This is a genomic window from Nocardia albiluteola (genome assembly GCF_018860155.1).
GTDB lineage: Bacteria > Actinomycetota > Actinomycetes > Mycobacteriales > Mycobacteriaceae > Nocardia > Nocardia albiluteola.
Genome location: NZ_JAHKNI010000005.1, coordinates 442,144 through 467,003, shown reverse-complemented (window position 1 = coordinate 467,003; position 24,860 = coordinate 442,144). Strand labels below are relative to the sequence as shown.

Below are 24,860 nucleotides of genomic sequence, written 5' to 3'. Positions count from 1 at the left end.
AGCGTTCCCAGATTCATGATGCAGCTCTCTTTCATCGAGACAGATGAAACCTGACCGTGTACCACCGCATTCATGCCGCAAACCGCGCAGCAAGCACACAGTACTGTCCACACGCGGTGCGCATCGGTGAAATCTCGGAGTTAGTACTGGTATTCGACCTAATTGGCCCGAAATCACCGGATATACGGAGCATTTATGACCGACCAGTCTGTATTTGCTTGCCCGTAGCCATATCCTGCGCGCCGAGTGCCGCCAATTCGTCGGCGAGCCGAGCGGTTTCGTCGTACCAGCCGCGCAGCTCGACCACGGTCGGGGGCAGCTCGTAGTCCTGGTGATGCCCCACCCGAGACAGCGTCGCCCACAGCGCCGAGATCCGGGCCGAGGTGTCGCGACCGGCGTAGGTGTCCAGCGCCAGCAGCTGGGCCCGCATGCTGCAGCGGGCCAGCGGCGGCGCCACCGTCGACCACAGCTGATCCAGCGACTGCTCCAGCGCCAGCCGCAGAATCCACACCGCCGCGCGCGACCACAGCCCGCCCGCGTCGGTCACCGTGCCGCGCAGCAGGCCGTCGGCGGCCGCCAAGCGCTCCGCGACGGTCGGGGCTACGGATCGAGCCATTTGACGAATTTCCGTGTCCCCGAGATCAATTCGCCCGTCCCCCGCTCGATACGGATGTGCGCGCCCGCCGCGGCATCGCGCACCACCGCGCGCGCCCACGGCGCGTCGCGGTCGAGTAGATCGTTCAGATCGTCGACCCGGTCGGGATCGCCGAAGATGGCCAGCGACACCTTCTCCCACGTCGTGCGCGCGGCATCGACGCGGCGCTGCACCTCGCGATGATCGACGCCGTCCGCGAGCAGGCCGCGGCGCGACCGGGCCAGGGCCGCGGCCTCGATCGCCGAACGACAGCAGGTGACCACGAGTTCGGCGGCGATCGCGCGCGGCAGCTGCTTGGTGCGCAGCAGCGCGTTGGCATCGCTGAGGTAGCGGCGCACCGGATCCTCCGCCACCCGCACCTCCACCGCCGATCGCTCGCGGCGCTGCACGTCCAGCACCGTGGCGCCCAGGCGCAGCCGGCGTACCGCCTCGGCCAGGCGCTCGTCGTGGGTGAACACCACCACCTGCCGCCCGCTGCGCGCCGCGGCCGCCAGCACCCGGGCCAGGCCGTCCACCTTGGCTGGATCCATCGCCTGCACCGGATCGTCGATGACGACGAATCCGAACGGGCTCTCCGGAACAGTGGCGCGTGGCAGGAACAGCGACAGCCCCAGCGCGTGTAGTTCGCCCTGGCTCATCACACCCAGCGCGGTGCCGCCGGTCTCGTCGACGGTGACGTCCAGCAGCACCTTCCGGCTCGATCCGGCGTTGCCCTGCAACCGGATGACGCCCAGGTCGACGTTGCTCTGCTGGCGCAGCCCGCGCCAGATGTTGCGGGCGTGCTGCGCCAGCGGGGCCATGCGTTCGTCGCGCAGGCCCGCGGCCGCGGCCTTGAGCCAGTCCTCGGCGCGCCGCACGGTGCGCAGCTCGGAATCCGCGTCCGCGACCGCGCGCGCATCGCCCAGCCAGGCGGCGATGCGCGGAACCAGCGGGGTCCAGACCGCATCGAGACGGTCCAATTCCTTTCGGGCACAGGCCCGCAGCGCGGTCAGGCCCGCGAGCGCGTCGGAGTGGGACGCGCGGAGTCGATCCGGGAAGTCTCCGCCCGCCCGGCCGTGGGCCAGCTCGGCCCAGGCGGACCAGCTCTGCCGGGCCGGGCCGGTGTCCACGCTCGGCACCTCGGGTGGCGGGGTGGTCAATTCCGCGGGCACGGGATGCACCAGTGCCCGCGCCCGGGCCACCGCGTGTATCAGCGCCTCTCGGGCCGCGGTGAGTGCGGCCGCACGAGCGGTCAGGCGGGCGATCTGGGTGTCGGTCTCGCGCAGCCACTCCCGATCCAGCGCCCCGCGGCCGCAGACCGGGCACGGGCACGCCTCGCCGCCGTCGGCGTCGACGTGGGCCCGGGCCTGCCGAAGCAGTTGCAGGACGCGGAGTTCGGCCTCCGAATCGCCGGTGGTCTGCGCGGCCAGCCCGGCCGTCCCGGCCCGCACGTCCGACGCGGCCGCCTCGACGTCCGCCCTCGCGGGCAGCCGCAGCCGCAGTATCGCCTGCAGCGCCGTCGCGCCGACCGGATCGTGCCGGGCGCCGGACAGCTCGCGGCCGATCGCGGCCAGATCCGGTTCCGGGGACCGCAACAACTCCGCGACGCGCGCGGCACGATCGTCGGCCACCGTGTCCAGCGCGGTCAGCAGGGCCTGGCGCTCATCGCGCGATTGCCGTGCCGCACGCTCCAATTCGAGGCGACGGGCCCGGGTGCGGTCCTGGGCGGCGGTCAGATCGTCCAGGCCCAGCAGCCGGTGCAGCGCGTCGAACAGATCGCTGGGGCGGCCGTCGACCAGCGCGCCGAGCTCGCTGTAGGACAGGAACGGGCGGTACAACTCCAGCGCTCGCGCCCAGCGCTCGGCCCGGAATTCGGTGGGCTCGTCGTCCTTTCGCCGCTGCGTCCAGACCCCGCCGCTCAGATCCACGTCGGCGGGCCACTGCCGGGTGATGTGGAGTGGGCCGTCGGATCCCGTGGTCGTGAGCTCGAGTTCGATGCGGGATGTATTGCCGTCGTGCAGATTTCGCCAGCCCTCGCGCCAGACCGCCGCGCGGCCCGCCCAGCGGCGGGTGACGCCGGTCAGCGCCAGCTCGGCGGCCTCAGCGAAGCTCGACTTGCCGGATCCGTTGCGCCCCACCACGAGCGTGAGCCCAGGCCCCGGCTCCAGGCGCAGTTCGGCCTCGGGACCGATGCCGCGAAAGCCGCGAACCCTGATGGCGCGCAGGAAGATCCCGTCGATACCCGGCCCCGTCCAGCGATCCGGCTCGGCCCCCAGCGCCGCCAGCACGGTCGCGGCCACCTCCGGTGTGATCGCCGGATCGTTGTCCAGACGGCGTCGCACCAGATCGGATAGGTGCGGCGCGGCCGCGATCGACACGTCCCCCAATTGCCGCTCCCTCTGCGTTCGCCACGTGCGCGGTGCGGACCGACCGCCGTGCCGAACGCTACCCGATGCGCGGGAGCTGTGCCGCCGCCGGAACAATGCAGTATCGAATCAAAGAATGGTCGACCGGGAAACCGGCCCGGTCGGGGTGCTCATGGCCATCGAGCGGGTTGATCCGCCCGATGTCCACCCCTCGGCCGTCCCCGGCCGGGCAGTTCCACGGAATGCGCCCGTTGCCGGGCGGCTCGGATCAACCGAACAGGTCAGAATGCCAGAAAGCAGGCGGCGAAGCAAGAACACTTGAGATTGCAATTACTCAGCGGCCCAGTGGAATTGACTCGCTAACATCCCGCGAACGTGTCGGTGGTCTGGGTTACCGTGCGTGGCAACGACGGGAGGGAACGAATGACATGGACCATGCAGCAGGTCGCCGCGCTGGCGCCCGACGCCGCCTCGCTTACCGCCGCACGTAAACTGCTCGGGCGCTGGAGCGGCACCGGCAGCCACGGCACCGCGGTGTGGGGTCTGTGCAAGGGCAGCGGCGCCGAGCCCTATCGCACCGCCGTGGATCTGGATGGGCCCGCCTACGCATGCACCTGCCCGAGTCGCAAATTCCCGTGCAAGCACGCCCTGGCCCTGTTGCTCGCGTGGAGCGAGGGCGCGGTACCGGAGGCCGGGGCGCCGGCCGGTTACGCCGCCGAATGGCTGGCCGCGCGGGCACGGCGCGCCGCCGAACCCGCTGCGGCGGTAGCCAAAACGCCGTCGGCCGCGACCGCGGAGCAGCGGCGGGCCAGGGTGGCCTCGGGCCTGGCCGATCTCGAGGTCTGGCTGTGTGATCAGGTCCGTACCGGGCTCGCACAGGCGGACCGCTCGTACGCCGCATTCGAGGCGGTCGCCGCACGGATGGTCGACGCCCAGGCACCCGGCGTCGCGCAGGCGTTGCGGCAACTTCCGCGCAATGTCGTCTACCGCGAGGACTGGCCCGCGCAGTTACTCGGCGAGTACGCCCGGCTGCATCTCCTCGCCGCCGCGCATCGCCGCCTCGACGAGCTCGAACCGGCGCTGGCCGCCTCCGTCCGGACCCACGTCGGGTATCCGACCGCCGCGGAGGCGGTGCGCGGGCAGCCCGCGGTGCGCGACCGCTGGATGGTGCTGGGGCAGCGAATCACCGAGGAGGAGCGGCTGTTCACGCGGCGCGTCTGGGTGCGCGGCCGGTCGAACGGGCGGTGGGGGCTGATCATCGACCACTCTTTCGGCAGTCCGGCCTTCCCGCCGGATATGCCGGTGCCGGGCATGCAGGTGGAGGCCGGGCTGCACTTCTATCCGGGCGCCGTGGGGCTGCGTGCGCTGTGGGGCGAGCGGTTTGGGGCTCCGGAGCCGTTCACCACGCTCGGGGCGGCGCTCCCCGGGGCCGGCGGCGGCACTACCGATCCATCAGCGGCCCCGCAGGTCACCGGCGATTCGCCCGCGCGCGTGCCGGTCTCGGGTGCATCCGGTGAGGCCGCCTCCCAGAGCGACGACGCCGAAACCTGCGAGCACGCGTCGGCCCAGCGCAGTTTCGCCTACCGGACAGGGGGCGCAGCGGTACCCAAAGCGGCTTGTGAGACGCCCGGCGGTATCGCTGCCGCGCTCGGTGAGCATGCTCGAGCGATCGGGGCCGATCCGTGGCTGCGGTCGTGGCCGATGCTGCTGGTCGATGTTGTGCCGAATGTGTCCGAAAGTTCTTGGCAGGTAGTGAGTTTGGATGGCGCTGCATTACCGGTGGCGCGTCTGGCCGAGCAACCCTGGAAGCTGCTCGGGCTGTCCGGCGGGCATCCGATCACGGTGGTCGGCGAGTGGAGCGCCGACGGACTGACACCGATATCGGCGATGGTCTCGGGCGATGTCATCGATGTTGTCGCGGAAGCGATTGGCGGTGGAAATGATTGTGTGGCAACCGATCTCGCGTCGACGGCGCTAATCGGCACCGCGCGGCGCGCACCCGATGTCGCCGCACTGCCGGCGCCGGTGGCGGACGTGGCCGGGCGGCTACAGGGGGACCCGGCGGCGATCCTGCTCGAATCCGCCGCACTGCTCGATGCGTTCGCCCGCGGTGGCATGGTGGCGGGCAAGGGCTCGCCGGGCGAACCCGCCGAGGAGGACGTTCGTCCGCTGCTGCCACCCGCACCCGCGGCGCGGCTCGGCCGGATGCTCCGGGAGAATTCACCGTTCCTGGAGGAATGGTTCGAGGTCGCCGCGCCGGGCGATTACCGGGCGCCCGATGCGCTGTGCAGTCTGCTGCTCGAGCAGGCGAAGGCGCGGGCGGGGCTGCGGGAACACCTGCTCACCCTGGCCGGGGAGCGCGGCCGCTGGCTGGCCGCCCGTCATCCGCAGTGGCGGAATCTGGTGCGCGCCAGGCCCGATGACGAGCGGGTCTGGTCGCACGGCACTCCCTCCGAGCGGCGATCCTGGCTGACCGCGCTGCGCCGGTCCGATCCCCGGGCCGCGGGCGAGGCGCTCGCTCGCACCTGGCGTTCCGAACCGGCCCATGTCCGGATCGACCTGATCTCCGTCCTGCAGGAGGGTCTCGCACTCGACGACGAGCCCCTGCTGGAAGCCGCGCTCGACGACTCCCGCGCCGAGGTCCGCCGCGCGGCCGCGGATCTGCTTGCCCGGCTGCCCGATTCGGCGTTCGCGGCCCGGATGGCCGAGCGGTCGGGGCGCTGGCTCAGGCTGGAGGGCAGCCAACTGGTCGCCGAACCGCCCGATCGCCTCGACGATGCCGCCCGGCGCGATGGTATCGCCGATCGCACCGCGAGCACCGCCTACCGCCTCGACGGCGCACCCCACGTCACGGCGGAATGGCTGCGCCGCGTCATCGCCGCCACTCCCCTGCGGCACTGGGACGCGCTGTTCGGCGCGCCGACGCGGGCGATCCGCGTCGGCATGCCCGTCGAGTTGCTCGGACCGATCACCGCCGGGTGGGCCGATGCCGCGCTCGCCCAGCGCGATACCCGCTGGGCGGCAACATTGTTCGAGGTGCTGAGCGGCACTCCGACGCTCGGCGCCGATCCGGAGGTGCGCCGGCGGCTGTTCGCGCTGCTACCGCTCGAGGCACAACTGGCCCACCTGCGCACGCTCGACAGCAGCTGGCTGGCCGAGATCGAGCTGCTGGTGCACGCCGTGCCGCGGCCCTGGCCGGTCCCGCTGGCACAGCACCTGGTCCAGCTGCTGCTCGATCGCGCCCATCTCGCCGCGGCTCGCCCCGGCGCCCCCGGATTGTCTCCCGCGTCCTACCGCACGTTGTTCCAGTCCGCCGCTCGATACTTCCCGGTCCGGGCCGCCGCCGCGGTCCTGACGGCCACCCGCCGCTGCGGAGATCCCTACTGGGAAAACACCTTCAACGAACTCGCCGAGAACCTGACTCAGCGCACCACGATGCTCGAGGAGCTGCGATGACCACCCCGACCACACCCGCGGACCTGCTTCGCCCGCATGCCGAGCATGCCTTCGCGGACGAGTTGCGTGCCCTGGCCGCCGTCGACGACCGGCCCCGGCCCCCTTCATGGCGCCTGTCGCCGTGGGCCGTGGTGACCTATCTGCTCGGCGGCGTCCTGTCCGACGGCACCGTCGTCAGCCCCAAATACGTCGGACCGCGGCGGCTGATCGAGGTTGCCGTCGCCACCCTCGCGACCGACCGCGCGCTGCTACTGCTCGGCGTGCCCGGCACCGCGAAAACCTGGGTGTCCGAACATCTCTCGGCGGCGGTCTGTGGCACCTCGACCCTGCTCGTGCAGGGCACCTCCGGGACGGCGGAGGAGGCGATCCGCTACGGCTGGAACTATGCCAGGTTGCTCGCGGAGGGGCCCAGCGACGGCGCGCTCGTGTCCTCCCCCGTGATGACGGCCATGCGCCTGGGTTCCATCGCCCGCGTCGAGGAGCTCACCCGCATCCCCTCGGACGTGCAGGACGCGCTGATCACCGTGCTGTCGGAGAAGACGCTGCCCGTGCCCGAGCTGGGCACGGAGGTGCAGGCGGCCAAGGGATTCAACGTGATCGCGACCGCCAACGACCGCGACCGCGGCGTCAACGAGCTGTCCTCGGCCCTGCGCCGGCGCTTCAACACAGTGGTGCTGCCGCTGCCCGCCAGCGAGGACGAGGAGGTCGCGATCGTCACCCGCCGCGTCGAACAGCTCGGTGCCGCACTGGAATTGCCCGAGGTGCCCGCCGCGGCCGAGGAGGTGCGCCGGGTGGTACGGGTATTCCGCGAGCTACGGTCCGGGATCACCGCCGACGGCCGCACCACACTCAAGTCCCCCTCGGGCACCCTGTCCACCGCCGAGGCGATCTCGGTGATCACCAGCGGCCTTGCGCTGTCGGCACACTTCGGCGACGGGGTACTGCGCGCGTCCGATATCGCCGGCGCCGTACTCGGCGCGGTCGTCAAGGATCCGGTCGCCGACACGGTGGTGTGGACCGAGTACCTGGAAGCGGTCGTGCGCGAACGCGACGACTGGGCGGACTTCTACCGCGCCTGCCGCGAGGTGCACGGATGAGCGCGTCCGGGCCCGCAGGGCCGGAATCCGGCACCCGCGCCACGGTCCAACCGCGAGGGCGCTGCATCCGCACCGGGTGTCGCCCCACCGACGGGAGACCTGACATGGAATCGACCGGACCGGCCGCGACGGTGCACTCGCTCCGGGTTGCCCGAATCGGACACTCCAGCCGCGTCTTCATATCGGACTCGACGCATCAGCAGCACATGGTGCCGCGACGACGAGGCGCTTGACATGGGATCGACTCGCACAGCATCCGAATCTCAGCACTTCGGCACACAAGTCGTCGACGACTCGGTGCCGCAGACGCGGGTGTACGGAATCCGCCACCACGGCCCGGGCTCGGCGCGCTCGCTCAGCCTGGCGCTGGAGCGCTTTCGCCCCGACATAATCCTCATCGAAGGTCCGGCCGACGCCGACCCGCTGATCGCGTATGTCGCCGCCGAGGGCATGGCGCCCCCGGTCGCCCTGCTGGCCTACCTCCCGGATTCGCCCGCGCGCGCGGCGTTCTGGCCGTTCGCGGTGTTCTCCCCGGAGTGGCAGGCACTGCGCTACGCCGCCGAACACGATGTCCCAGTGCGCTTCTGCGATCTGCCCGCCGCCAACACGTTGGCGGCGGAGGACGAGCACGCCGGTCGCGGTGATCCGCTGGCGGCCCTCGCCGCCGCCGCGGGATACGACGACCCCGAGCGATGGTGGGATGCGATCATCGAATCCTCGGCCGACGCAGACGTTTTCGAGGCAATCCTGGAGGCGATGGGCGCGCTGCGGGAGGCAGCGGGCGAAGCATCCCCCAAGGACCCTCCCGCCGCAGAATCCAATGCAGCCGACATCACCGACACCGGTAGCCCACCCGCCACTCCAGACAGTTCTGCGGCAACGGCTGCCCGGTCCGATTCGCGACCGGCCCTGAAGGATTCACTCGAGCACCTCATCGGCGGCCCGATCGACACGCACACGCTGCGACGCGAGGCGTACATGCGGCAGACGATGCGCAAGGCGCTCAAGGGCGGTGCGCGGCGGCTGGCGGTGGTCTGCGGGGCATGGCATGCGCCCGCGCTGGCGGGGAAGTTGGGGCCCGCGGCGCCGGATGCGGTGCTGCTCAAGGGATTACCGAAGGTCAAGACCTCGCTGACGTGGGTGCCGTGGACGCATTCGCGGCTTGCGGGGGCCTCCGGGTACGGGGCGGGTGTGACCTCGCCCGGCTGGTACCACCACCTGTTCACCGAGACCGATCGGCCGATCGCGCGGTGGCTCACCAAGGTGGCGGTGACCCTGCGCGCGCACGACCTGCCGGTATCCAGCGCGCACATCATCGAATCCGTCCGTCTGGCAGACACTCTCGCCGCGCTGCGGGGGCGTCCGCTGCCCGGACTGTCGGAGGTCACCGACGCGACTCGCTCGGTGCTGTGCGAGGGCGACGAAGCCAAGCTGCGACTGATCGGCGAGGAACTGGTGATCGGCGAGGCCCTGGGAACGGTGCCGGACAGCACCCCGGCGGTGCCGCTGGAAGCGGACCTGCGAGCGCGGGCCCGTACGCTGCGCCTGACCCGGCAGGCGCTGTCCCGGCAGCTGGACCTGGATCTGCGCAAGGATCGCGACGTGGCGCGCTCGCATCTGCTCCACCGGCTGCGCCTGCTCCGAATAGGCTGGGGCACACCGGCATCGAGCGAGGTGCGCAATGCCGGCACCTTCCGCGAGACGTGGACGCTGCGCTGGGAGCCCGAACTCGCCGTGGCGGTCATCGAGGCCTCGCGCTGGGGCACCACGATTCTCGCGGCGGCCGAGGCGAAGATCCTGGATGTGGTCGCCTCGCCGCAGGCCTCGGTCGGCGGGGTGAGCGGCGCGCTGGAACTGGCCCTGCTCGCCGATCTCGGTGGGGCCGTCGAGCAGTTGGTCGCCCGGCTGGCCGCGGTGGCCGCCCTCGACCACGACGTCACCAATCTGCTGGCCGCCCTGCCGGGCCTGGTGCGCACCCTGCGCTACGGCGACGTCCGGGGCACCGATGTCGAGGCCCTGGCGCACGTCGCCGATGGCCTGCTGGTCCGCATCTGCGCGGGCTTGCCGCGGGCCGTCACCGGTCTCGACGCCGATGCCGCCACCGCGCTGCGCACCCAGCTCGATGCCGCCCATCTGGCGCTGGCCACCCGCGATGACACGTGGGCGACCGCCGAATGGCATGGCGCCCTGCACACACTCGCTGACCGGGACGACGTGCACGGCGCCCTGGTGGGTCGCGCGGTGCGGCTGCTATCCGATGCGGGCATCTTCGACGATGCCGAGTCCGCCCGCCGGCTCTCGGCCGCGCTGTCGGTGGGGCACGCGCCCGCGGAGAAGGCGGCCTGGATCGACGGCTTCCTCGGCGGCCGCGGCCTGCTGCTGGTGCACGACCGAGATCTGCTGAGCCGCATCGACACCTGGCTCCGCGGCCTGGACGAGAATCAGTTCGTCGCGACCCTCCCGCTGCTGCGCCGCACCTTCGGCGCCTTCGAATCCGGTGAGCGCCAGGCCATCGCGCAGGCCGTCCGCGATGGCGGGCCGGTCGCGGCCGACCGGCGGCGGTCCGCGGACTACGACCTCGATCGCGGCATCTCGGCCCTGCGCACGGTCACCCAAATCCTGGCGGTGAACTGATGTGCCGGCGGTCTCCCACGCGGTCACGGACGGAAAGGCGGACGACATGACGGATCCCGATGAGGCGCAGGCCCGCCGCTGGCGTCTGGTGCTCGGCACCGCCGCGGAATCATCCCTCGGCGGGCTCGGTTCCGGCGACGACTCCGCCATGGATCGCTCCCTCACGGCGCTCTACAACGCCGACGAACTCGCGGCAACGGAGAAGCGCTCCGGCGGCCTGGGCGGTTCGGCGCCCAAGGTGGCGCGGTGGCTCGGCGATATCCGCACCTACTTCCCGTCCACCGTGGTGGAGGTGATGCAGCGCGATGCGGTGCAGCGGCTCGACCTCACCCAGCTGCTGCTCGAGCCGGAACTGCTCGAGGCGGTCGAACCCGATGTGCACCTGGTCGGCACCCTGCTGAGCCTCAACCGGGTGATGCCCGAGACCACCCGATCCACCGCGCGCACGGTGGTGGAGAAGGTGGTGCGCGAGATCGAGCGGCGCATCGCCGCCCGCACCGTCGCCGCGGTGTCGGGGGCGCTGAACCGGGCCGCTCGCGTCTCGCGCCCCCGGCTACGAGACATCGACTGGGACCGCACCATCCACCGAAATCTCGCCCATTACCTGCCCGAGCATCGCACGGTCGTGCCGGAGCGGCTGGTCGGGTACGGGCGCAAGGCCCGGGCCGTGCACCGCGACGTCGTCCTGGCGATCGACCAATCCGGTTCGATGGCCTCGAGCGTGGTGTATGCCTCGGTATTCGGCGCGGTGCTGGCCTCGATGCGATCGCTGAAGACCTCGCTGGTGGTCTTCGACACGGCCGTGGCCGACCTGACCGACCAGCTCTCGGATCCGGTCGAGGTGCTGTTCGGCACCCAGCTCGGCGGCGGCACCGACATCAACCGGGCGATCGCCTACTGCCAGCAGCTCATCACCCGCCCGGCCGACACCCTGTTCGTACTGATCTCCGATCTGTACGAGGGCGGCGTCCGCGAGGAGATGCTGCGCCGCATCGCGACCATGAAGGAATCCGGCGTGCAGGTGCTGGTGCTGCTCGCCCTGTCCGACGACGGCGCCCCCTCCTACGACCACGGCAACGCCACGGCCCTGACCGCCTTAGGCGTACCGGCCTTCGCCTGCACCCCTGATAAATTCCCGGACTTGCTGGCCGTCGCCCTGGACCGCGGCGACGTGCAGCGCTGGGCCAACAGCAACGTGGGCTGATCAGGCCCCGAAGTCGCTGCTGCCGAAGGAAGTAATGCTCTCCACTAAACCCATGACGGACTGGGCCACGCTTGAACCCGAGTTCAGAATGTTGAGCAGTCCGCCGATCATGCCGAAGGGATTCATAGTCTCGACACTCCTTGTCCGAACATCGCAGGAACAGGCAAAGGGACAGGGCCGATCCTACGGTCTACAGACCGGACGTATGCATATCCGCCACGCCGATGTCATGGCCCGCGATGCCTGGCACCCCGAATCCGCGGCGAGGGTGTCGACGCGGGGACCTCAGTAGCGTGGACGTGTGTTTGGTCCCGTCCCACCGGAGTTCGCCGCTCCGCCCGGCGATGCAGGCGTCCCCTCCACCCGCTACCCGATCGTGCACGGCTGCCTGCTCGGCGGGGCAATCGGCGACGCCCTGGGTGCGCCCGTGGAGTGTGAAGAACGCACTGCGCCAGAACAACTGCACCAACAACATGTCCGGGTCCTACGTCGACAGCGCCCAGCACATCCTGGTCTCGGTGAACGTCCTGACCTTTCCCGACACGGTCGATGTCAACCTCGCCTACAGCGCCCTGAAGGGAGTCACCCAGGACTGGGCAATCTGGTGCCCGACAACGGGAGTCGGCCACTCAGCCTGTAGCGGCGACATCGCGGGCGCCACAAAATCCCAGTGGTCACTGTCGAATCATCGGTACTTCATCCAGGCCACCGGCATCTACATCAACCTGACCAGCGACAAGAGCGTGCTGGACTGGGTCGACGCGGCCGCAAAGAAGGCCGTTGGCGTGGTAGGCCCGCAAACCCGCTGAACTACCCTGCCGCTGCCCCTCCGGTCGGTCCGTAAGCGTCCCTCACAGATCGGCAATGGCCGCCAGCGGCGGCGTGCGCGCCGCGCGAATCCCCGGCCACAACGCGGCCAGCACGCCGACCACACCCGAACCGATCAGCATCAGCGCGATCTGCCCCCACGGCACGGTAATCGTGCTGATACCCAGCTCACTGAGCGTGCGCAGGAATCCGACGCCCAGTCCAAGGCCCAGCACCACGCCCACGACCGCGCCGAACACCGCGATCAGCATCGACTCGAGGTAGATCGTCCGGCGGACCTGCGGCCGCAGCATGCCGACCGCGCGCAGCATCCCGATCTCGCGGCGGCGTTCCACCACCGAGAGCGCGAGGGTGTTGACGATGCCCAGCACCGCGATCACCACCGCCAGCGCCAGCAGCCCGTACAGGATCGCGAGCATGGTGTCGATCTGCTTACCCTCGGAGCCCTTGAATTCCTCGCGGTCCTCCACCTGCACAACGACATACGGGTCGGTCGCCTTGACCAGATTCGCCCGCATGAGGTTCAGGTCGGCGCCGGGGGCGGCGGTGATCAGCACCAGCACGTCGGTGCGGAAGGCGACCGGCATCACCTGCTCGTACAGGGCCGGCGACACCACCATCGACCCGAGCAGCTGTGTGTCCTTGTAGATCCCGGACACCGCCACTCGAAACTTCGTCCCGTCCAGCCCGGTCAGCTGCACGTTCTGCCCGGCGTGCCAATTATGCTTCCCGGCTTCGGTTTCCGAGACCTGGATGGCGTCGCCGCCGAGCGTGCCGCTGCCGCTGCGCATCTCGTAGTTCAGCACCTGGCTCATCGGTCCGTCGGGCGAGATGCCGTACACCTGCTGGTCGCCGACCTTCATCGCCACGCCCCGGAACGCCACCACATCGGTAACTCCCGCAACGGATTTCGCGGCCTTGGACGCGTCCAGGGGCACCCCGATGAGCTGCGGCCCGGTCAGGACGTAGTCCGCCTTGACCCCCTTGTCGACCAGATCGCTGACGCTGGCCTTGGCCGAGGAGCCGAGCATTCCGATCGCGGAGACCAGCATCAACCCGAGGGTGAGCGCGAACGCGGTCGCGGCGGTGCGCCGCGGATTTCGCACGGCATTGTTCCGCGACATCCGCCCGATCGGCCCGAAGGGCCGCGTCAGCACCCCGAGCGCCGTCAGCACCGGCCGCGATATCGCGGGCGAGGCGAACAGCACGGCGAAAACCAGTGCCGCCGCGCCGATTCCGACGACCAGCGCGGCATTGCCGCCGGTGTGCCGGGAGCCGAGCACGACGAGCACGATCCCGACGACCGCCAGCACGGCCCCGATGCCCGTGCGCAACCGCAGCGACTCCCCGGCCGAGGCGAACTCCTCGCGCATCGCCTCCACGGGCGGAATCTTCGCCGCCCGCTGCGCCGGCGCGTATGCGCTGCCGACGGTGACCACCAGCCCGAGGCCCAGCGCCGCCAGCACGGTACGCGGCAGCACCTGCATCGATCCGGTGGGCAGCCCGAGATGGAAGGCATTGAGCACACCGGAGAGTCCGAACGCCAGGCCGATCCCGCAGGCCAGACCCAGTGCGCTGCCGATCAATCCGATGACCGCGGCCTCCGCGACCACCGACCAGCCCACCTGCCCGCGGCTCGCACCGACCGCGCGCAGCAGCGCCAGCTCCCGCAGCCGCTGTGCCACGATCATCGAGAAGGTGTTGTAGATGATGAACGTGCCCACCAGCAGCGCGATCGCGCCGAAGGCGAGCAGGAAGTAGTTCACGAATTTCAGCGCGTTGCCGACCTGCGCCTTCAGATCCGCGCGCACCTGGGTGCCGTCGTGGACCTTGTAATCCGGCAGTACCAGTGCCAGCCGGTCGCGCACGGTATCCGCCGAAACTCCCTTCACGACAGCGATATCCACGTACGCCACGTGCTGCCCGTCGGTGAACAGCTCGCGTGCCTGGGCATCGTCGAACAAGACCCCGATGAAGCCGCCGCTGTCCGACGACGACAGGGTGTAGATACCGCTGACGGTGACGTCGATATTGCCCTTCGACGGCACCAGGATCGTGACGTGATCGCCGACCGACAGCCCGGCCCGCTGCGCCCCACCCGAATTGATCGCCACCTGCCCCGGCTGGGCGGGCGGCACACCCGCGACGAACTTGGCCGGATCGGCGACCGCCCGGTCCGGCGGCAGATAGGACTGGCCCCAGCTCGGCGCGCCGCCGGTCTGCACCGCGTGCCCGTTCTTCAGCAGCACGATCGGCCCCTGCGTCGCGGGCGCCACCGCGCGCACGCCCGGTGTCGCGGAGACGGTATTCACCACGTCGACCGGAACACCCAGCGACTGCTGCGCCTTGGGCTCGACCCGGACGTCGACGCCCTGGGCCTGGCTGGCGAAGATGCCGTCGAAGGTGCGCTGCAGGGTGTCGGTGAAGATGAAGGATCCCGCGATGAAGGCGGTTCCGAGGATCACCGACAGCACGGTCAACGCGAGGCGCACCTTGTGCGCCGCCAGATTGCGCAGGGCAACCTTGGGCATCGGGCCCATGGCCATCACAGGTTCTCCAGCTTTTTCATCCGGTCGAGCACCGATTCGGCGGTGGGATCACGCAGTTCGTCGACGATGCGGCCGTCGGCCAGGAAGATCACCCGGTCGGCGAAGGAGGCCGCGTGCGGCTCGTGGGTGACGATCACGACGGTCTGCCCGAATTCGTCCACCGCCGCGCGCAGGATCGAGAGCACCTCGCCCGAGGACCGCGAGTCCAGATTGCCCGTGGGCTCGTCGCCGAAGATGATGTCGGGCTTGCCCGCCAGCGCCCGTGCACAAGCGACCCGCTGCTGCTGGCCGCCGGACAGCTCGCTGGGGCGGTGCGAGAGCCGATCCCCCAAGCCCAGGCGCTTGATCACGGTCTCGAGCCACTCCTGATCCGGTTTGCGGCCCGCGATATCCAGCGGCAGGGTGATGTTTTCCAGCGCCGTCAGTGTCGGCACCAGGTTGAACGCCTGGAAGACGAAGCCGATCCGGTCGCGGCGCAACCGCGTCATCTGCTTGTCGGACAGCGTGGTCAGGTCGGTGTCGCCGATCTGCACGGTGCCGGACGTGGCCGCGTCGAGCCCGGCCAGGCAGTGCATCAGCGTGGATTTACCCGAGCCGGACGGACCCATGATCGCGGTGAACTCGCGCGGTGCGAATTCGGCACTCACCCCGTCCAGGGCCCGGACCTGGGTATCCCCCATGCCGTACAGCTTGACCAGGTCGGCGGCCCGGGCCGCGATGCGGGCCGGGCCGGCTGCGGCGGAAGCAATGTTGTCCTGCGCGGTCGCGCCGCCTTCGGCGGCGGCTGAGGTTTCGGTGCCCACGGCATCGGCAGTCATGCTGTCCAGTGTTCCGAAACCGGCCCGGCCGCGCTATCGGGAATAGCCCCCAATTGTCCCGGGTCCCCCTACCGGGGGAAGGATGAGCCCGTGGGACCGGTGGGGTTCAGCCCACCGAACCGATGATGATCAGCACGATGAGCAGCAGGATCACCGCACCGATGATGATGCCGATGATCAGACCCGTATTGGATTTGCGCTGTGGAATCTGCGCCGGTGCGTATCCGCCGAAGTTGCCCTGCTGGGCGAAGGGCGCATTCTGCTGGGTGTACATCGGCTGCGGCACCGGATTCGGCATCGGCGCGAGCACCGGGGGCGAGGTCGGCATCTGCATGGGGCCCGCGGTCGGCATGGGCGCCTGATTCGGCATCGGCTGACCGGTGCGCGGTCCCATCGGCTGGTTGACCGTCTGCATCGCCGGACCGGTGTACGCCCGCGGCGCGACCGGCATCTGCGGCGCGCTGGGCAGGGCCAGGGCCCGCCGGGCGGCGGCGGCGAAATCCGCACAGCTGGCGAACCGGTCGTCCGGGCGTTTGGCCATCGCCTTCATCAGCACCGCGTCCAACCCCGGGGGCAGTCCGGGACGCACCGTGCTCAGCGGTGGTGGCGGCTCCTGCAGATGCCCGCGGATCACGGCCGCGGGATTGCTCGCCGCGAAGGGACCGGCACCGGTGAACAGCCAGAACAGGCTGCAGGCCAGCGAATACTGGTCCGAGCGGCCGTCCAGCTGGGCGCCGGTGAGCTGCTCGGGCGAGGCATAGGTCAGGGTCGCGGTGAAGGTGCCGGTCTGGGTGAGGTGGCCGCCGTCGTCGCGCAGTCGCGCGATGCCGAAGTCGGTCAGGTAGACCCGCTCGCCCTTACCCCCGGTCGAGCGGGCCAGCAGCATGTTCGCGGGCTTCACGTCGCGGTGCATGACGCCGTTGCCGTGCGCGTAGTCCAGCGCCTCGGCCACCTCGGCGATGATCTGCACCGCGCGCTCGGGCGGCAGCCGCGTCGGTTCCACGCTGGCGGCGTCGATGCCGTCGATGTACTGCATGGAGATCCACAGCTGGCCGTCCTCGAGGCCGCGGTCGTACACGGTGACGATATTGGGGTGGTCCAGCTGGGCGACCAGATCGGCCTCACGCTCGAACCGGGCGCGAATCTCCTGGTCGGACACCATCTCCCGGTTGAGCAGCTTCAGCGCCGTCTTGCGCGGCAGCCGGGGATGCTTGGCGAGGTAGACCGAGCCCATACCCCCGCGACCGAGCAACTGCTCGACAAGATATCCGGCGAAGACCTCACCGTTGGCCACCATTTCAGCGCTCCCACTTCCCATGCCGCGCACCGGGACCCGCCAGCGCACGGCCGTACCGCATGAACTCCGTCGCCGCCCTGGTGCCGACCACGGGAAACACCGAAACCATAGCAGCTGTGCGCGTGGCCTTCGCTTCGGTCCGCTGCGATCCCGCTGCTGCGCGCCGACCTGTCGGTGGGTGGCTATACCCTCGTCCCATGCGCATTGGAGCCCACGTCAGGCAGGACAGCGATCCGATCGGCTTCGGTGAAGAGCTCGGCGCCGAGGTCATCCAGATGTTCGTGATCGACCCGCAGGGGTGGGAGAAACCCACGCCCCATCCGCTCACCGAGCAGATCAAGTCGAGCCCCATCGATGTGGTGGTGCACTCGTCGTATCAGATCAATGTGGCCAGCACCAACAACCGCCTGCGCATGCCCTCGCGCACGGCGGTCGCGCAGCAGGCGCAGGCCGCGGCCGATCTGGGCGCCTTCGGCCTAGTCGTGCACGGCGGGCACGTCCGCTCCGACAGCGAGATCGCGACCGGTATCGACAACTGGCGCAAGCTGTTCGAGCGTCAGGAGGCCAAGGGCGGTTTCGCGGTGCCGATCCTGATCGAGAACACCGCCGGCGGAAACCACGCCATGGCCCGGTATTTCGATTCCATCGCCCGACTGTGGGATGCGGTCGGCGAGTACGGCGCGGGCTTCTGCCTGGATACCTGCCATGCCTGGGCGGGCGGCGAGGAGCTGGTCGGCGTCGTCGACCGGATCAAGGCCATCACCGGCCGCATCGACCTCGTCCACCTGAATTCCTCGCGCGACGAATTCAATTCCGGCGCCGACCGTCACGCGAACTTTGCCGACGGCACCATCGACCCGCAGCTGCTGGCCGAGGTGTGCCGCACTGCCGATGCGCCGGTGATCCTGGAGACTCCCGCCGAGGGTGTCGCCGAGGACATGGCCTACCTGCGCGAACACATCGGCTGAAACGCCCGACCACGCGCGCGGGCGACGCCGAAACGATCTGGTCGATCGCCTCTGGATGGAAGAGCCGCACCCCGCGACGGTTTCGATCCAGGTGAGGGCAAACCTGGTTCGTGCCGTGCCGAACTGGTGTGCTCGCAAGGCATTCCCGCTCCAGCGAAAGGCCTTCCATGTCCGCCGATTACGCAGCACAGACCAGCACCTCCGTTCGGGTGGTGAAGCTCGGCACCCACATCGGCGCGCGAATCGACGGGGTTCGTCTCGGCGGGGATCTGGACGCGCAGACCGTCGCGGCCGTCCGGGACGCGCTGAACGCACACAAGGTGATCTTCTTCCGCGGCCAGGACCATCTGACCGAGGACGGCCAGTACGAGTTCGCCCAGTTGCTCGGCACACCCACCACCCCGCATCCGACGGTCAGCTCGCACGGGGTCAAGAGCCTGGCCATCGACTCGGAAACCGGGCGCGCCAACAGCTGGCACACCGATGTGACCTTCGTCGACCGGGTGCCGAAGGCCTCGATCCTGCGCGCGGTCGCGCTGCCCAGCTACGGCGGCTCCACCACCTGGGCGTCCACCGTCGCCGCCTACGAGTCCCTGCCCGAACCGCTGCGGCGTCTCGCGGAGGGACTGCGCGCGCGACACACCAATACCTACGACTACGCCGCACGCCACGGCGCCGAACCCACCCCGAAGTCCCAGGCGTATCGCGCCGAGTTCGAATCGGCCTACTTCGAGACCGAGCATCCGGTGGTGCGCGTACATCCCGAAACCGGCGAACGCGCCCTGCTCCTGGGGCATTTCGTCAAACAGTTCGTCGGCCTGAACAAGGTCGAATCCGATGCGCTGTTCCGCCTGTTCCAGGATCGAGTCACCCGGCTCGAGCACACCACCCGCTGGAACTGGGCGCCGGGCGACGTCGCGATCTGGGACAACCGCGCCACCCAGCACTACGCCATCGACGACTACGACGGCGCCGAGCACCGCAGGCTCACCCGCATCACCCTGGCCGGCGATATCCCCGTCGGCGTCGACGGCCGTCCCAGCACCGTCATCGCGGGCAATGCCGAGCATTATTCGGTGATCGAGCGGGCCGCCTGAACTCCAGTTGCCAAGCGGCTGAGACTTTTCGGCGCGGGAACGAACAGTCGGTACGCTGAATCTCGGGTCGGGTCGCGGAGAGGAATCCTATTGAGTACCGGACGGATCGGCACTGAGATCGTCCCATCCCAGCGGTCACGGCGGCGTTGGCGATATGCAGCATTGCTCGCGGCGGTTCCCGCCGCGCTGGCCCTGGCCGTGGTCGCGGAGGCCCAAACACCGGACGTACCCGCGATTCCGGCCGAAACACTCCCGGCGGTGGCACCGCCGACGCCCCTCGCACCGGTACCGACCCTGGCCCCGCAGACACCGACCTTCACACCGCCGACGCCGACGCCGACGATGACCACGCCCACGGTGCCCTCGCCGCCCCCGCCCGTGGCGAACTGCGGCCTGCCGCCGTGCAGCCCCGACGGCTACGGCATCGACGGCTTCGACCAATTCGGTTACGACCGATCGGGATTCGACCACTGGGGTTACGACCGGTACGGCTACGACCGCTTCGGATACAACCGCTCGGGATGTAGTCGCGCCGGTCAGTGCCGTCAGGGCGATCACGGAACCTCTGGGCCCCACGTCGGCCCGGGACCTGCCGTCCCCGCTCAGCCCCATCTACCGCCTGCGCCCGCCCTGCCCCTGCCTCCGAGCGGCAGCTTCGGGCTGTGAGCTGAGCCGGCGTCATCGACCCGCGCTACCGCCGGCCCGGCGTCGACGATGTCGGCCGCGAGCGGTACGGGTCAGTCGTCGGTCGCACTACGCCCGAGTCGGCGGCAAGGCGGTCGTCTTCGCGCCCAGCGGCAAGGCTGCGGTGACCTATCGCGTGGAGCTCGGCACGAAGGAAGCGTGGCCACAGGTGATCGACGCCAGGCCGAGCATCCGCCCAACGCACGTCATCGCGTGCCCCGCGTTCCTGCCGACCGAGGGCGGCTGTCGGCGACCTCTCCCGGCTGGTTCAATCGACGCATGGAGAGTCGGCCGCTGGACGGGGTTCGGGTACTGGAACTGGGCAATTACATCGCGGCGCCCACCGCGGGCCGGATCCTCGGGGACTTCGGCGCCGAGGTAATCAAGGTGGAACGCCCGAAAACCGGGGACGAACTGCGCAATTGGCGGTTGTACGGCGGCGACACGTCGATGCTGTACCGCACGGTCAACCGGAACAAGAAGTCGATCACGCTGGATCTGCGCTCGGACGCCGGGCGGTCGATCGTGCTGGATCTGGTCGCGCACTGCGATGTGCTGCTGGAGAACTTCCGGCCGGGCATGCTGGAGAAGTGGGGCCTGGGGCCGGACGCGCTGAGCGCGGCGAATCCGGATCTGGTGATCACCCGCATCTCCGCCTACGGGCAGACCGGGCCGCTGTCGCAGCGGCCCGGATTCGCGGCCGTCGCCGAGGCGGTGGGCGGCCTGCGGGAGCTGATCGGCGACCCGGATCGGCCACCGGTGCGCACCGGGGTGTCGATCGGCGATTCCATCGCCGGGATCTACGCGGCCTTCGGCACGGTGATGGCGCTGTTCCAGCGGGAACGATCCGGCGAGCGAATTCCACTGCCGCAGCGGGTGATCGATGTGGCGCTGAACGAGTCCATCCTGTCGGTGATGGAATCGCTGGTGCCCGACTACTACGCCTACGGCATCACCCGCGAGCGGACCGGCGGCCGGATGGAGGGCATCGCTCCGAGCAACGCCTACCCCTGTTCGGACGGCCTGAGCATCATCATCGGCGGCAATGCCGACAGCATCTTCCAGCGTTACATGCAGGTGATCGAGCGCCCCGATCTAGCCGCGGACCCGGAGCTGGCCGACAACGCCGGGCGCTGGCGCCACCGGGAGCGGCTGGACGCCGCGATCGCCGAGTGGACGCGTCGGCACACCCGGGACGAGGCGCTGAAAATCCTGGAGGGTGCCGCGATCCCGAGCGGCGCCATCTATACCGCCGCCGATATCGCCGAGGACGCGCAATACCGGGCGCGCAACATGATTCAGCATTTCCCGGTCGATGTCGGTGAGCCGGAACCGAAGTCGGTCGGCTTTCCCGGCATCGTGCCGGTGATCGGCGAGCAGTCCCTGCCTATTCACAGCGTTGGCCCCGACCTGGGCGCGCACACCCGCGAGGTGCTCTCCGGGCTGCTGGGCATGTCGGACGCGGATATCGATGCACTGGAGGCGAACTGATGCTGCGCGATGTGACGCTGCGAGACGGCCTGCAACTGACCGGCAAGGTACTGCCGACCGAGCGCAAGGTCGAGATCGTGCGCACCCTGCTGGGCCTGGGCGTGCCCGCCCTGGAGATCGGCTCGATGGCGCGCCCCGATCTGGTTCCGCCGATGGCCAACACCATGGATCTGATCGCCGCACTGGATCCCGAAGAGCTGCAACGCTGCTGGGTGTGGGTGGCCACGCCGCGGCACGTCGAGCGGGCAGCGTCCGCGGGCGTGCGCAACTTCCAGTACTGCTTCTCGGTCTCCGACTCCCACAACAAGGCCAACATCGGGCGTACCACCGAGGACAGCCTGGCCGCGATGCCCGAGGCGATCCGGCTGGCCCAGGCCGCGGGCGGGTCCATTCAGCTCTGCATGGCAACGACTTTCACGTGCCCGTTCGAGGGCGCGATCGATCCGGAGCGGGTGCTGGCGATCGCGAACGACCCCCGCGCCACCGGCGCCACCGACATCGTGCTCGCCGACACCCTGGGCCAGGCCCATCCCGCCCAGGTCACCGACCTGGTCGCCGCGGTCCGGTCGCGAACACCGCACCGCCGCATCGTCTTCCACGGGCACGACACCTGGGGCATGGGCGTGGCCAATTCGCTGGCCGCCCTCGCCGCCGGCGCCACCATGGTCGATGGCTCCCTCGGCGGCCTGGGCGGCTGCCCCTTCGCCCCCGGCGCCAGCGGCAACACCTCCAGCGAGGACCTGCTGTTCGCCACCCGCCCGGAGTGGTTCACCCCCGGCACCCTGGCAACGCTGGTGGACATGTCCCGCGAGCTCCTCGCTGACCTCGGCGAACCCAATCGCTCCCGCACCGCCGAGGGCGCCGTCTCCAAGGCCGATGCCTTCGAATGGGTTGTGCGCCAGCCATAGCCGACGAGTTACGGCGTGGCGATCGGTCCCACATCGGGGATCTCGGCGTGCCCGACCAGCTCGATGCCGGTGACGATGTCGGGCTGGATCCGGATGATGCGATGGGGCGCGCCGGGCAGCCACGGGTCGATGAGGCGCTCGTAGTACGCGATGTCCGCCGGGTCCGTGACGGCCGCGGTGGTGCCGGTGAGTATCACACACCAGCCGAGCTGGGTCTCGTGGTCGATCGTGTCGACCTCATAGGAGACGACCTGCCGGTCCACGTGCAGGGGCACGATGCCGAGGTTGGCGTGCACGATCACGTCCTCGCCGTCCACAACGTGGTTCACCGGACGAATGGTGGGCAATGCATAGCGCGCGAAGGCGATTCGGCCGAACCGCACGGTCCCGAGAAGTCGCAGCGAATCCGCGTTCGTCAGCTCCCGCAACTCCCGGTGGCCGTGTTCCGCCATAACCCATTATCTGCCAAGGCACCATGAAATGATGGTCGGTTCTCCCGAAGCCGGACCGGTCCGCCGACGGCACTGAATCGCGCCGCCGCCGAATCACACTCGATGACTGTGCGGATCCGGAGGGCCTCCGCGTTCAGGCGGAACCGTGGGAATCCGCGCGCAGTTTCAGCAGGACCAGCCCTGCGGTGCAGGCCAGCATCAGACCGGCGACGGTCACCAGCACCCGTAGATCGACAATGCCCATCACCGCTCCCGCCAGACCGCCGGCGAAGATCAGCCAGGCCATCAAGCGGGCGATGATCGCCCAGGCGGAGCGCGCGGATTCGGTTGGGGCCGAATCGTTCTGCGACGCCGCACGCAGCGGGGACGTCGAGTAAGCTCCCATCACCAACTCCTCGGTGACGCCGCGGCACTTCGGGGCACAAAATTCGCGGTGTCCCTCGGTACATTTCCGGCGTCGTGCGTGTAACTTTGCAAACACGCTACGTCTCCGTTGTCAAATCTCCACACGACACGCGCATGACACGCCGAAGTGACCGTTTCGATATGTGAGTCACAGACCTTTGACATACGCGATCGGTATTTTGCCGACGCCGCAACTCGTCTGGCCCGACCCCCGGGCGCTCGGTTAGTGTGGGGCGAACACTTTATTGAGGAGCTGTACACCGATGCATGGCAGGACGGCGGACGTGGGGGAACACGCCGATGAGACCCCACACCGCCCGATGAGGCCAGGCCCGGAGGCAGCGGCATGCGCGACAATCTAGTTGCCGAGACCACTCCACGACGCCTGGGTCCCAAGGTCGCCGGGCCCGCAATCGCCGCCGGCGCAATATCTCTCGGACTCGTCGTGATCGGCGCGTGCGGCCTGCGCCCCCACGACACCTACGTCGCGCCGCCACCGCTGTCCGCGAATCTGCCATCCGCGGCCGGCACCCGAGCCCCGACGTCGACCACCTACGAGGTGTACATCCCGCCCTCGCCGTCCTGGCGGGTCGCGGTCAACACCCCGCCGCGGCGGACGCCGACCACCGTGCCGCTCACGCCCACCACTCCGGGCTATGCCCAGTCCCCGGGCGACGGGCCCGGCTACGCGGCCCCGGCCTACATCCCGCCGCCCTCGATCAGCACCGACGACCCGTTCGACTCCACGACCACCCCGTCCGGGCCGCCCTGACCTCCCCCGGCGCCCGCCGGCGGAGGTCGGCCCGGGTGATTACAGCTCGACGAGCCCGTACTCCCCCACCCGGTCGGTGAGCACCCGCAGATGTTCGAACGCGGCGCCGAAGGTGCGCTCGATCGCGGTCAACCGGGCGGCGTAGTGGCTGACGGGATATTCGGCGGTAATGCCGATCCCGCCGTGCATCTGGATGGCCTCCTGGCTGATGTGCCGGCCCGAGCGGCTCACCTGCAGGCGGGCGCGCGAGGCGACGACCGGATCGGGATCCCCGTCGGCGAGCGAGGCGGTGGCGTACATGCTCATGCTGCGCGCGAGCTCCAGCGAGACGTACATCGTCGCCGCGCGCTGGGTGAGGGCCTGGAACTTGGACAGCGTGACCCCGAATTGCTTGCGGGTCTTGAGATATTCGGTGGTCAAGCGGAGCGCCTCCGCCATCGCGCCGACCGATTCCGCGCACAGGCTCGCCTGCGCGGCGGTGATCCCGTCGACGATCGCGCCCGACGCGTCGCCGGGCTCGCCGAGCAGTTCGGCAGGGGCGCCGTCGAATTCGAGCTGGGCACCACGCAGGCCGTCGAAAGTGCGATAGGAAGTGTGTGTCACGGCATCGGGGGTGACCAGGAACAGCCCCGCCGCGCCGTCCGGCAGCGCGGCGCTGACGACCAGCAGGTCGGCGCAATCGCCGTGCGGCACCGGATTTTTCAGCCCGGTGATCCGGTATCCGTCGCCGTCGGCGACCGCGGTGGTCGTCAATTCCACTGCTGGCCACCTGCTTCCGGGTTCGTCGTGAGCGAAGGCCAGCAACTTGTCCCCGGCCGCCACCTCCGGCAGCACTCGCCGGCGCTGCGCGGCGGTGCCCGCGCGGGCGATCACCCCACCCGGCAGCAACACCGCATCCAGCAGCGGTTCCGGCGCGAGCCGGCGGCCGAATTCCTCCATGACGACCATGGTTTCCACGGGCCCGGCGCCGACCCCGCCGTCCTCCTCGGCGAAACTCAGTCCCAGCACGCCCAATTCGGCGAGCTGCGCCCACACCTCGCGGCTCCAGCCCAGCTCGGTGTCCAGCGTCTTCAGGCGCGATTCCGGATCGTAATTGCGCGCCAGCAGCTCGCGGATGGTGTCGCGCAGCATGCCCTGTTCATCGGTGAGTTCGAAATCCATGGCGGCGCCCTCTCACGGGGATGGTAGGTCGGCGGAGCT

Annotated in this window: 20 protein-coding genes; 11 read left to right on the top strand and 9 right to left on the bottom strand. The window is 69.8% G+C overall.

Annotated elements, in window-relative coordinates; all coding sequences use genetic code 11:
- Positions 1–193 precede the first annotated feature (193 nt).
- Positions 194–616: a hypothetical protein gene (locus KO481_RS18000; RefSeq protein ID WP_215918300.1), complete on the bottom strand. Its 423-nt coding sequence runs from the start codon at positions 614–616 to the stop codon at positions 194–196.
- Positions 601–3,012: an AAA family ATPase gene (locus tag KO481_RS17995; protein WP_308166671.1), complete on the bottom strand. Its 2,412-nt coding sequence runs from the start codon at positions 3,010–3,012 to the stop codon at positions 601–603. Before KO481_RS17995 ends, KO481_RS18000 begins: the two co-directional genes overlap by 16 nt.
- 411 nt (positions 3,013–3,423) lie before the next feature.
- On the opposite strand from KO481_RS17995, the gene KO481_RS17990 reads away from it, so the two are divergent.
- From KO481_RS17990 to KO481_RS17975, 4 genes are all read left to right on the top strand, one after another.
- Positions 3,424–6,456: an SWIM zinc finger family protein gene (locus tag KO481_RS17990; RefSeq protein WP_215918299.1), complete on the top strand. Its 3,033-nt coding sequence runs from the start codon at positions 3,424–3,426 to the stop codon at positions 6,454–6,456.
- Positions 6,453–7,553 carry an ATP-binding protein gene (locus KO481_RS17985; protein WP_215918298.1) on the top strand — a complete coding sequence of 367 codons (1,101 nt, stop codon included), beginning with the start codon at positions 6,453–6,455 and terminating at the stop codon, positions 7,551–7,553. Before KO481_RS17990 ends, KO481_RS17985 begins: the two co-directional genes overlap by 4 nt.
- A gap of 234 nt (positions 7,554–7,787) precedes the next feature.
- Positions 7,788–10,187 (top strand): DUF5682 family protein, encoded by a 2,400-nt coding sequence (locus KO481_RS17980; RefSeq protein WP_245401058.1) that lies wholly within the window; start codon positions 7,788–7,790, stop codon positions 10,185–10,187.
- A gap of 46 nt (positions 10,188–10,233) precedes the next feature.
- Entirely contained in the window at positions 10,234–11,391 is a 1,158-nt protein-coding gene (locus KO481_RS17975; RefSeq protein WP_215918297.1) for a VWA domain-containing protein, read from the top strand.
- On the opposite strand, the gene KO481_RS43960 is transcribed toward KO481_RS17975, so the two are convergent.
- Complete coding sequence (locus KO481_RS43960) at positions 11,392–11,517, bottom strand: hypothetical protein (protein WP_281066114.1); 126 nt, start codon at positions 11,515–11,517, stop codon at positions 11,392–11,394.
- Between the two features lie 175 nt (positions 11,518–11,692).
- Here KO481_RS43960 and KO481_RS45055 point away from each other — a divergent pair, with 175 nt between their 5' ends.
- Positions 11,693–12,031 carry an ADP-ribosylglycohydrolase family protein gene (locus KO481_RS45055; RefSeq protein WP_215918296.1) on the top strand — a complete coding sequence of 113 codons (339 nt, stop codon included), beginning with the start codon at positions 11,693–11,695 and terminating at the stop codon, positions 12,029–12,031.
- 211 nt (positions 12,032–12,242) lie between these two features.
- Here the strand turns inward: KO481_RS45055 and KO481_RS17965 are convergent, their stop codons facing one another.
- The 3 genes from KO481_RS17965 to KO481_RS17955 form a co-directional block, all read right to left on the bottom strand.
- Positions 12,243–14,750, bottom strand: coding sequence for an ABC transporter permease (locus KO481_RS17965; RefSeq protein WP_372452066.1), 2,508 nt, complete (start codon positions 14,748–14,750; stop codon positions 12,243–12,245).
- Between the two features lie 14 nt (positions 14,751–14,764).
- Positions 14,765–15,448: an ABC transporter ATP-binding protein gene (locus tag KO481_RS17960; protein ID WP_245401139.1), complete on the bottom strand. Its 684-nt coding sequence runs from the start codon at positions 15,446–15,448 to the stop codon at positions 14,765–14,767.
- A 244-nt stretch (positions 15,449–15,692) separates the two neighbouring features.
- A complete protein-coding gene (locus tag KO481_RS17955) occupies positions 15,693–16,883 on the bottom strand; it encodes a serine/threonine-protein kinase (protein ID WP_215918294.1) in 1,191 nt (396 codons plus the stop codon).
- A gap of 197 nt (positions 16,884–17,080) precedes the next feature.
- On the opposite strand from KO481_RS17955, the gene KO481_RS17950 reads away from it, so the two are divergent.
- The 5 genes from KO481_RS17950 (at position 17,081) to KO481_RS17930 (ending at position 22,031) form a co-directional block, all read left to right on the top strand.
- Positions 17,081–17,851: a deoxyribonuclease IV gene (locus tag KO481_RS17950; RefSeq protein WP_215918293.1), complete on the top strand. Its 771-nt coding sequence runs from the start codon at positions 17,081–17,083 to the stop codon at positions 17,849–17,851.
- A gap of 167 nt (positions 17,852–18,018) precedes the next feature.
- Positions 18,019–18,948, top strand: coding sequence for a TauD/TfdA dioxygenase family protein (locus KO481_RS17945; RefSeq protein WP_215918292.1), 930 nt, complete (start codon positions 18,019–18,021; stop codon positions 18,946–18,948).
- A 90-nt stretch (positions 18,949–19,038) separates the two neighbouring features.
- Complete coding sequence (locus tag KO481_RS17940; RefSeq protein WP_215918291.1) at positions 19,039–19,614, top strand: hypothetical protein; 576 nt, start codon at positions 19,039–19,041, stop codon at positions 19,612–19,614.
- 297 nt (positions 19,615–19,911) lie between these two features.
- A complete protein-coding gene (locus tag KO481_RS17935; RefSeq protein WP_215918290.1) occupies positions 19,912–21,123 on the top strand; it encodes a CaiB/BaiF CoA transferase family protein in 1,212 nt (403 codons plus the stop codon).
- A complete protein-coding gene (locus KO481_RS17930; RefSeq protein ID WP_215918289.1) occupies positions 21,123–22,031 on the top strand; it encodes a hydroxymethylglutaryl-CoA lyase in 909 nt (302 codons plus the stop codon). The genes KO481_RS17935 and KO481_RS17930 overlap by 1 nt, the downstream gene beginning before the upstream one ends.
- Positions 22,032–22,039: 8 nt before the next feature.
- Here KO481_RS17930 and KO481_RS17925 read toward each other — a convergent pair whose 3' ends face one another.
- Both KO481_RS17925 and KO481_RS17920 read right to left on the bottom strand, forming a co-directional pair.
- Positions 22,040–22,483 (bottom strand): pyridoxamine 5'-phosphate oxidase family protein, encoded by a 444-nt coding sequence (locus KO481_RS17925; protein ID WP_215918288.1) that lies wholly within the window; start codon positions 22,481–22,483, stop codon positions 22,040–22,042.
- A gap of 133 nt (positions 22,484–22,616) precedes the next feature.
- Positions 22,617–22,868, bottom strand: coding sequence for a hypothetical protein (locus KO481_RS17920; protein WP_215918474.1), 252 nt, complete (start codon positions 22,866–22,868; stop codon positions 22,617–22,619).
- 366 nt (positions 22,869–23,234) lie between these two features.
- On the opposite strand from KO481_RS17920, the gene KO481_RS17915 reads away from it, so the two are divergent.
- Complete coding sequence (locus KO481_RS17915) at positions 23,235–23,660, top strand: hypothetical protein (protein WP_215918287.1); 426 nt, start codon at positions 23,235–23,237, stop codon at positions 23,658–23,660.
- 39 nt (positions 23,661–23,699) lie between these two features.
- Here KO481_RS17915 and KO481_RS17910 read toward each other — a convergent pair whose 3' ends face one another.
- On the bottom strand, positions 23,700–24,821 hold the full coding sequence (locus KO481_RS17910; protein ID WP_215918286.1) for an acyl-CoA dehydrogenase family protein: 1,122 nt from the start codon (positions 24,819–24,821) through the stop codon (positions 23,700–23,702).
- Positions 24,822–24,860 lie beyond the last annotated feature (39 nt).